The organism is Roseateles sp. (assembly GCF_036404855.1).
Lineage (GTDB): Bacteria > Pseudomonadota > Gammaproteobacteria > Burkholderiales > Burkholderiaceae_C > Pelomonas.
In genome coordinates, this window is record NZ_DASWYS010000021.1 from 1 (window position 1) to 8365 (window position 8365).

General features: G+C 67.4%; 9 protein-coding genes. All 9 read right to left on the reverse strand.

All coding sequences use genetic code 11. The features are described 5' to 3' along the window. Nucleotides 1-758 (reverse strand): protease modulator HflK (locus VGF12_RS01275; RefSeq protein ID WP_331174237.1); only part of this gene is annotated, 758 nt, incomplete at its 3' end. Beyond that, nucleotides 755-2008, reverse strand: a complete 1254-nt coding sequence (hflX, locus tag VGF12_RS01280) for a GTPase HflX (protein WP_331174238.1) — start codon at nt 2006-2008, stop codon at nt 755-757. The genes VGF12_RS01275 and hflX, both read right to left, overlap by 4 nt. Nucleotides 2009-2019: 11 nt before the next feature. Continuing rightward, nucleotides 2020-2262 carry an RNA chaperone Hfq gene (gene hfq, locus VGF12_RS01285; protein ID WP_056198163.1) on the reverse strand — a complete coding sequence of 81 codons (243 nt, stop codon included), beginning with the start codon at nt 2260-2262 and terminating at the stop codon, nt 2020-2022. A 79-nt stretch (nt 2263-2341) separates the two neighbouring features. Next, a complete protein-coding gene (gene der / locus VGF12_RS01290) occupies nt 2342-3673 on the reverse strand; it encodes a ribosome biogenesis GTPase Der (protein WP_331174239.1) in 1332 nt (443 codons plus the stop codon). After that, nucleotides 3670-4806, reverse strand: a complete 1137-nt coding sequence (gene bamB, locus VGF12_RS01295) for an outer membrane protein assembly factor BamB (RefSeq protein ID WP_331174240.1) — start codon at nt 4804-4806, stop codon at nt 3670-3672. Before bamB ends, der begins: the two co-directional genes overlap by 4 nt. Next, nucleotides 4803-5474, reverse strand: a complete 672-nt coding sequence (locus tag VGF12_RS01300) for a tetratricopeptide repeat protein (protein WP_331174241.1) — start codon at nt 5472-5474, stop codon at nt 4803-4805. The genes bamB and VGF12_RS01300 overlap by 4 nt, the downstream gene beginning before the upstream one ends. 35 nt (nt 5475-5509) lie before the next feature. Beyond that, nucleotides 5510-6817: a histidine--tRNA ligase gene (gene hisS, locus VGF12_RS01305; protein ID WP_331174242.1), complete on the reverse strand. Its 1308-nt coding sequence runs from the start codon at nt 6815-6817 to the stop codon at nt 5510-5512. An 11-nt stretch (nt 6818-6828) separates the two neighbouring features. After that, the gene (gene ispG, locus VGF12_RS01310) at nt 6829-8091 is read right to left on the reverse strand and encodes a flavodoxin-dependent (E)-4-hydroxy-3-methylbut-2-enyl-diphosphate synthase (protein ID WP_331174243.1); all 1263 of its coding nucleotides are present in this window, start codon (nt 8089-8091) and stop codon (nt 6829-6831) included. Then, nucleotides 8091-8365: DUF4115 domain-containing protein (locus tag VGF12_RS01315; RefSeq protein ID WP_331174244.1), on the reverse strand; the 275-nt coding region annotated here is incomplete at its 5' end. The genes VGF12_RS01315 and ispG, both read right to left, overlap by 1 nt.

The following is an 8365-nucleotide window of genomic DNA, read 5'->3' on the forward strand; positions in this document are numbered from 1 at the left end:
CTCTGCACGTTGACGTTCTTGATCTGGATGCCGGCCTTGAGGCGGTCGAGCTGGGCCTGGATGGACTTGACCAGCTCGGCCGCGATGGCATCGCGCTGCTCATAGAGCACCGAGTCCATCGCGCTCTTGCCGACGATCTCACGCACGGCCGACTCGGCGGCCAGCACCACGGCCTGCTCGGGATCGCGGTTCTCGAACAGGAAGTCCTTCAGGTCACGGACGGTGAACTGCACCGTGAAGCGGATGTCGACGATGTTCTCGTCCTGGGTCAGCATGGACGAGTCGCGCAGGCCGGTGGCCGCGACGACCGAACTGCGGCCAACCTCGACCTGGCGCAATTGGGAGACCGGCTGCACCTCATGGGCCTGGAAGGGATAGGGCATGCGCCACTGGAAGCCGGCCTCCACCGTCTTGCTGTACTTGCCGAAGGACGTGACGACGCCCTGTTGGCCTTCCTGCACGATGAAGAAGCCGCTGGCCAGCCAGCCCAGCGCCACCACGCCGGCGATCAGGCCGACGCCGATGCCGGCCCCCTTCATGTCGGGAGTGCCACCCGAGCCGCTGGGACCGGTCGGGCCGCCGGACTTGCCGCCGAACATGCCCGAGAGCTTGCGGTTGAAGTCGCGCCACAGCTCGTCGAGGTCGGGCGGACCGTCGTTGCGACCATTGTTCAGCAGCCGGCCGGCGGCACGGGCAACCGGCGTCAGCAGACGCTGGGCCCACGGGCTGCGGGGCGGGGTGTGGGAAGTGCTGCTCATGCCTGGGAGGAGTCTGAGGAAGAAGGCTCGTCGGAGTCCGATGACTGCGACGGATCAACGTCGAAACGTGGGTCCCGCTCGTCGGGAATCAAGGGCTGGGTCTGCATGGCCGTCGCGATCAGTTGGCGCAACTCGTTCAGGCCGCCGCCGTCGATGGCGCTGACGAAGACGCGCGGCGTGGGCTCCGTGCTGCCATTGGCACGCAACACGGCATCGACGATCTCGCGCGGGCGCTGGTCGTCGGGCAGCAGGTCCTGCTTGTTGTAGACCAGGATCTGCGGCACGCCAGCCGCACCGATTTCCTCCAACACCCGCTCGACTTCGACCATCTGCTCGTCCAGCACCGGGCTGGCGGCGTCGACGACGTGCAGCAGCAGGTCGGCATCGGCCGCCTCCTGCAGCGTCGCTCGAAAGGCCTCGACGAGCTTGTGTGGCAGGTCGCGGATGAAGCCCACGGTGTCGGACAGCGACACGCTGGCGGCTGCCTGCTCCAGGTAGAGCGAGCGCGTCGTCGTGTCCAGCGTCGCGAACAGCTGATTGGCGGCATAGGCGCGCGCCTTGGTCAGCGCATTGAACAGCGTGCTCTTGCCCGCATTCGTGTAGCCGACCAGCGAGACCTTGAAAACGCCATTGCGCGACCGTGCCTTGCGCTGCGTGCCACGCTGACGCTGCACGCGCTTGAGCCTCTCTTTGGTCTGCTTGATGCGCTCGTCGATCATGCGGCGGTCCAGCTCGATCTGGGCTTCGCCGGGGCCGCCGCGCATGCCGATGCCACCGCTCTGGCGCTCCAGATGGCTCCAGCGCCGTACCAGCCGTGTGGCCAGGTACTGCAGGCGCGCCAACTCCACCTGCAGTTTGCCTTCATGGCTCTGCGCGCGGGCCGCGAAGATCTCGAGGATCAGCGCCGTGCGGTCGGCCACCGGCACACCAAGCACGCGCTCGAGGTTGCGCTGTTGCGCCGGCGAGATGGCCTGGTCGAACAGCACCGTGTGGGCCTGGTGAGCCTGCACGAGCAGCTTGATCTCGTCGGCCTTGCCGGAACCGACGAACAGGGCCGCGTCGGGTGCCTGGCGCCGCGCGATGATCTTGGCAACCGGCGTGTCGCCGGCGGACTCGGCCAGCAGCGCCAGTTCATCCAGGCTCTCATCGAAGCCCTGGGCGACGCGATGGCGGCCGAAATCGACACCCACAAGAATGGCGCGCGCCGCCTCGGTGGGCGGCGTCGCGTCGTTGGCAGCGGTCGAAGACAAGGGTCTGGGGATCAGGCGTCCGCGGGTGCGTCGCCGGCGTGGAAGTTCACTGCACGGCCCGGCACGACGGTGGAAATCGCGTGCTTGTAGACCATCTGAGTCACGGTGTTGCGCAGCAGGACGACGTACTGATCAAAGGATTCGATATGGCCCTGAAGCTTGATGCCGTTGACGAGGTAAATCGAGACCGGCACATGCTCTTTACGGAGCAGGTTCAAAAAGGGGTCCTGCAAAAGTTGGCCTTTGTTGCTCATCGGTATGCTCCGAGTTATCGGGGGGAAGGGACTACGGGTTGGACCTTAACACAGGGTTTTGCCCCACCCGCCGGTCACCCTAGGTCTTTTCGGTAAATGGATTCTTGGACGAGCGCAGCTCGATCTTCAGCGGTGTGCCGACGAGCTTGTAGTGGGCGCGGATGCGGCCCTCCAGGTAGCGCTTGTAGACCTCGGTGACGCCTTCCAGCGCATTGCCGTGGATCACGACGATGGGCGGGTTCTGGCCGCCCTGGTGGGCGTAGCGCAGCTTGGGGCGCGACACGCCGGAGCGCTTGGGCTGCTGGTGCTCCACGGCCTCCTGGATGAGGCGGGTCAGCACCGGCGTCGTCATCTTGCGGTAGGCGGAGGCGTAGGCGTCGGCCATCGCGTTCCAGAGCGCGGCCAGGCCCTGGCGCTTCAGCGCCGAGATCTGGTGCAGCGGCGCGAACTTCAGGAACGCCAGGCGCTGCTCGATCTGGCGCTTCAGCGTCTCACGCTGGTAGCTGTCGACGGCATCCCACTTGTTGACAGCCAGCACGACGGCGCGGCCGCTGTCGAGGATGTACCCGGCGATGTGGGCATCCTGGTCGGTCACACCCTGCGTCGCGTCCAGCAGCAGCAGCACGACATGAGCGTCGGCGATGGCCTGCAGCGTCTTGACGACCGAGAACTTCTCGATGGCCTCGAACACCCGACCCTTGCGACGCAGGCCGGCCGTGTCGATGAGCTTGAACTTCTGGCCGTTGCGCTCGAAGTCGACGGCGATGGCGTCACGCGTGGTGCCCGGCATGTCGAAGGCGACGAGGCGCTCCTCGCCCAGCCAGGTGTTGATCAGCGTGCTCTTGCCCACGTTGGGGCGGCCGGCCACGGCCAGGCGAATGACCCCATCGTCCGGCGCGCTCTCGTCGCGCTCGGTCGCGTCGAACGGCTCCAGCACCGCATCCAGCAGGCTGCGGATGCCCTGGCCATGGGCCGACGAGATCGGATGCGGCTCGCCCATGCCCAGTTCGTGGAACTCGGCCAGCAGCGGCGACTCCAGCATGCCCTCGGCCTTGTTGACGGCCAGGTGGACACGCTTGTTGACGCTGCGCAGATAGCGCGCAATCTCGGCGTCGTGAGCCGACAGGCCCAGGCGCACGTCGACGACGAAGATGACAGCATCGGCCTCGGCGACCGCCTGCTTGGTCTGCTTGGCCATCTCCTTGACGATGCCGGTGGTGCTGTCGGGTTCGAAGCCGCCGGTGTCGATGACGATGAACTCGCGGTCGCCCAGGCGGCCGTCGCCATAGTGGCGGTCGCGCGTCAGGCCGGCGAAGTCGGCCACGATGGCGTCGCGCGTCTTCGTCAGGCGATTGAACAGCGTCGACTTGCCCACGTTGGGGCGGCCGACCAGGGCGATGACCGGTTTCATTCCGCCTTGATCGCGAACAGGCCACCACTCTTGGTGGCGGCCAGGGCCGTGTCGCCCAGCAGGGCAATCGTGACGACGGGCGAACCATCGGTGGCCAGGCGCGAGCGGGTCTTGCCGGTATCGCGGTCCAGCAGGTGGACCTGCCCCTCGAAGTCACCGATCAGCACCTGCTTGGCGGACAGCACGGGCTCCGACAGCTTGCGCAGCTGGAACTGATCGGCCGACCAGGCCAGGTCGCCGTTGACCAGCTTCCAGGCCGACAGGCGGTCCGACGCGTCGCCGGCGACGACGACCTGGTCGTCTGCGCCAACACCGTTGGTGCCACCGACCACACGGTTCCACAGCGTGCTGCCGCGCTCGGCATTGATGCAGCCGACCGAGGACTGGAAGGCGCGCGCACAGACCAGTTCGCCCTGGCGCACGGCGGGGCCGACGAGGTCAGCCAGGCGCTCGACCTCGTTGGTGCCACGAGGCGTGGCCACGCTGGTCTCCCAGCGCAGGCTGCCCTTGAGCGGGTCCACGCCGGCCAGGCGCGAACCTTGACCGACGACCAGCGTGTCCTTGTAGGCCAGCAGCACGCCGGCCTTGGCCAGCGTCAGCGGCTCGCCAGGGCGCTTGAGTTCCCAGATCTTGCGACCGTCGAGCGCGTCGAAAGCCAGCACCTGGCGGTCCAGCGTCAGCGCGAAGATGCGCTCCCCCGCCACCAGCGGCGCGGCCACGACAGGCGTCGGCAGCGCCTTCTTCCAGGCCACCTTGCCGGCGTCCAGCACGACCAGCTCGTTATCGCGATTGACGACGGCGGCGAAGCGACCGTCGCTGCCGATACCGGCCAGCAGCTTCGCCCCGGCGTCGCCGCGCCACAGTTCGCGGCCGTCGGCAGCCGCCAGCGCACGCACGGTGCCGTCGCTGGATGCGACGACGAAGCGGTCACCCGGCGTCGCGATGCTGAGCGGGAAGTTGATGTTGTCGCCCTTGGCGCTCCAGACGATGCGACCAGATGCCGGACCCGACAGGGTCTCCAGCGCTGCCGGCTTGTTCTTGTCGTTGCCGAACCAGGAGTTCCACGTCGAGCTGATGGTTGAGCAGCCCGCCAGCGACGCGGTCAGCAGCGAAATCAGGACGGCGCGCTTCATTGCCGGGCTCCGGTGGCGTCGACCGCGGTCGGAACGCCCAGCGTAGAGAGCTTGGCCTCGACGACGCGGCGGTAATCCTGGGTCTTGTCCAGGGCTGCCAGCGCCTTCAGGTACTCGGCCTTGGCGGCGTCACGCTTGTCCTGCAACAGCAGCAGGTCACCGCGGCGGTCGGCGACAAGACCGGCGAAATCGCTGGCCTTGATCGCATCCAGGGTCTTGGCAGCCTCGTCAAAGGCCTTGGCATCGAGCTGCAGGCCCGCCAGGCGCAGGCGGGCGACGTCACGGTAGGGGCCGCCATCGGCACCATGCTCGGCCACCCAGGCCAGGCTCTGCTTGGCGTCCTCCACCTTGTCCTTGTCCAACTGCAGCTTGGCCACTTGCAGGCCGGCCTGAGTGGCATAGGCCGTGCTGCCGAAGCGCGCCTTCAGGTCTCCCGCGGCACCGGCAGCCTTGTCCAGGTCCTGGGCCGTGAGAGCACGGTCAAATTCCTCGTACATCGCGGCGGCCTGGGCGGCCTGGTCGCGCTGGTACCAGTTCCAGCCCTGCCAAGCTGCAAAGGCGGCCAGCACGGCGGTCAACGCCCAGGTGATGAGGTTGCCCCAGCGCTTCCAGAACGCCTTGAGTTGTTCGAGTTGTTCTTGTTCTTCGAGGTCGAGATGCGATGCCATGAGAGGAATACAGCGAGTGCGGGCAGGGCCCGGGATTATGCGGTGCGCAGTTCGGTCGCCCAGGCGGCCACGTCGGCGAGCGTGCGGGCGGCCTGTTCAGCCCCGTCACGCAGGGGTTTCACGGCCACCTCGCCACGCGCCAGCTCGTCGGTGCCGAATACCAGCGCGTAGCGTGCACCGGAGCCGTCGGCCTTCTTGAACTGCGACTTGAAGGAGCCGCCACCAGCGTGCATCTGCACGCTGACGCCTGCGGCGCGCAGTGCTTCCAGCGTGGGCAGGATGCGCGGCAGCTCGGCCGGGTCGGGCACGACGGCATAGACGTCGGGCGCAGCGGTTGGGGTCTGCAGGCCCAGCGTCTCCAGCAACAGTAGCAGGCGCTCGATGCCCATGCCGAAGCCCACGGCCGGTGTGGCCTTGCCGCCCAGTTGTTCGACCAGGCCGTCATAGCGGCCGCCGGCACAGACGGTGCCCTGAGAGCCCAGCTTGTCGGTGACCCACTCGAAGACGGTGAGGTTGTAATAGTCCAGCCCGCGCACCAGGCGCGGGTTGATGCGGTAGGCCAGGCCCACCGCGTCCAGCAGTGCCTTCACGCCACCGAAGTGGGCCAGCGATGCTTCGCCCAGGAAGTCCAGCAGCTTGGGCGCGCCCTCGGCCATGGCCTGCATGGCGGGGTTCTTGGTGTCCAGCACGCGCAGCGGGTTGGCATACATGCGGCGCTGGGCCTCCTCGTCCAGCACGTCCTTGTGCTGCTCCAGGTAGGCGATCAGGGCTTCGCGGTGCGCGCGACGCTCCTCGGGCTGGCCCAGGCAGTTGATCTCCAGCGTGACATCCTCGCCTTCCTTCAGGCCCAGCTCGCGCCACAGCGTGCGGGCCAGCAGGATGACCTCCGCGTCGACGTCCGGCCCCGCGAAGCCCAGCGCCTCGATGCCCATCTGGTGGAACTGGCGATAGCGGCCCTTTTGAGGTTTCTCACGACGGAACATCGGGCCGACGTAGTAAAGGCGACGCGGACTGTCGCGCAGATAGCTGTGCTCGATCATGGCGCGCACGACGCCAGCAGTGCCCTCGGGGCGCAGCGCGAGGTGCTCTGCCTGTCCATGCTTGTCGGCACGGTCCTCGAAGGCGTACATCTCCTTCTCGACGATGTCGGTCACCTCGCCGATGCCGCGCACGAACAGCGCGGTGGGCTCGACGATGGGCACGCGCACGTTCTGATAACCGTAACGCTGCAGCACGCCGCGCATGGTGGCTTCCAGCGACTCCCAGCGCGCCGATTCCGGCGGCAGGATGTCGTTCATGCCCTTCACCGCCTGCAGCGGCTGGACTTTCTTGGTCTCGCTCATGGGATCCGTGTTCAGGCCGCGGCCGTGGCGCCGAAGCGCTTCTCGATGTAGTTCTCGACCAGGGCATGGAACTCCTGGGCGATGTTGTCGCCGCGCAAGGTCACTGCCTTCTCGCCGTCGATGAAGACCGGCGCCGCCGGTGCCTCGCCGGTGCCGGGCAGGCTGATGCCGATGTCGGCGTGCTTGCTCTCACCCGGGCCGTTGACGATGCAGCCCATAACGGCCACCTTCATCTCCTCGACGCCGGGGTACTTGCTGCGCCAGACGGGCATCTGCAGACGCAGAAAGTCATCGATCTGCTTGGCCAATTCCTGGAAGGTCGTGCTGGTGGTGCGGCCGCAGCCCGGGCAGGCGGTGACGCTGGGGTTGAAGTGCCGCAGGCCCAGCGATTGCAGGATCTCGAGGGCCACGACGACCTCCTGCGTGCGCGACTCGCCCGGCTGAGGGGTAAGGCTGACGCGGATGGTGTCGCCAATGCCTTCCTGGGCCAGGATGCCCAGTGCCACGGAGGAGGCCACCGTGCCCTTGGTGCCCATGCCCGCTTCCGTCAGGCCGAGATGCAGGGCGTAGTCGCAACGGCGGGCCAGTTCGCGGTAGACCGAGATCAGGTCCTGCACGCCACTGACCTTGCAGCTGATGATGATGTTGTCGGGGTTCATGCCCAGCTCGCGGGCATAGGTGGCCGACGTCAGTGCGGACTCGACCAGCGCCTGGTACATGACCGGCTTGGCGTCCCAGGGCTGGGCGCGGCGGGCGTTCTCGTCCATGAACTGGGCGAGCAGCTCCTGGTCCAGGCTGCCCCAGTTGACACCGATGCGCACGACCTTGTCGTAGGTCATCGCGGCCTCGATCATCTGGGCGAACTGCTTGTCCTTCTTCTCGCCCTTGCCGACGTTGCCGGGGTTGATGCGGTACTTGGACAATGCCTGGGCCATGGCCGGGTAGTCGGTCAACAGGCGATGGCCGTTGTAGTGAAAGTCGCCCACCAGCGGCACGTCGATGCCCATGCGGTCCAACTGCTCGCGGATGTAGGGCACCTGCTCGGCAGCCTCAGGCGTGTTGACGGTGATGCGCACCATCTCCGACCCGGCGATGGCCAGTTCCTTGACCTGGATGGCGGTGCCGATGGCGTCCACCGTGTCGGTGTTGGTCATGGACTGCACGCGCACCGGCGCATCACCGCCGACCGTGACGACGCGGCTGCCCCAGACCACGCGGGCCTGGCGGCTCTTGCGCGGCGCGGGGGCGGCCTCGGGAATGATCCATTCGCTCATCAATTCAACTCCAGACGGGCGACGTTGTCCTTGCCGCGTGCGGCCAGGTCGACGGCGGCTCCGCGCCATTCGATCCGTGTGCCGCTCACGTTGCCGACGCGCACCTTGTAGGGCGACGCGCCGCTGTATTCCTGCTGTTCGCCCTCGCGCAGCACGCGCGACAGCAGCAACTGCCCCTGGGCGTCGACCACCTCGATCCAGGTGTCGGCCGTGGCCGTCACACGCAGCGCGCTGCCAGGCGCGGCGGCGACGGCCGTCTTCGCGGGCGCGGAAG

Coding starts and splice junctions, on each gene's coding strand:
- VGF12_RS01300 (WP_331174241.1), bottom strand. CDS start 5,474: ATGGCATCGCATCTCGACCTCGAAGAACAAGAACAACTCGAACAACTC.
- ispG (WP_331174243.1), bottom strand. CDS start 8,091: ATGAGCGAATGGATCATTCCCGAGGCCGCCCCCGCGCCGCGCAAGAGC.
- hfq (WP_056198163.1), bottom strand. CDS start 2,262: ATGAGCAACAAAGGCCAACTTTTGCAGGACCCCTTTTTGAACCTGCTC.
- bamB (WP_331174240.1), bottom strand. CDS start 4,806: ATGAAGCGCGCCGTCCTGATTTCGCTGCTGACCGCGTCGCTGGCGGGC.
- der (WP_331174239.1), bottom strand. CDS start 3,673: ATGAAACCGGTCATCGCCCTGGTCGGCCGCCCCAACGTGGGCAAGTCG.
- hisS (WP_331174242.1), bottom strand. CDS start 6,817: ATGAGCGAGACCAAGAAAGTCCAGCCGCTGCAGGCGGTGAAGGGCATG.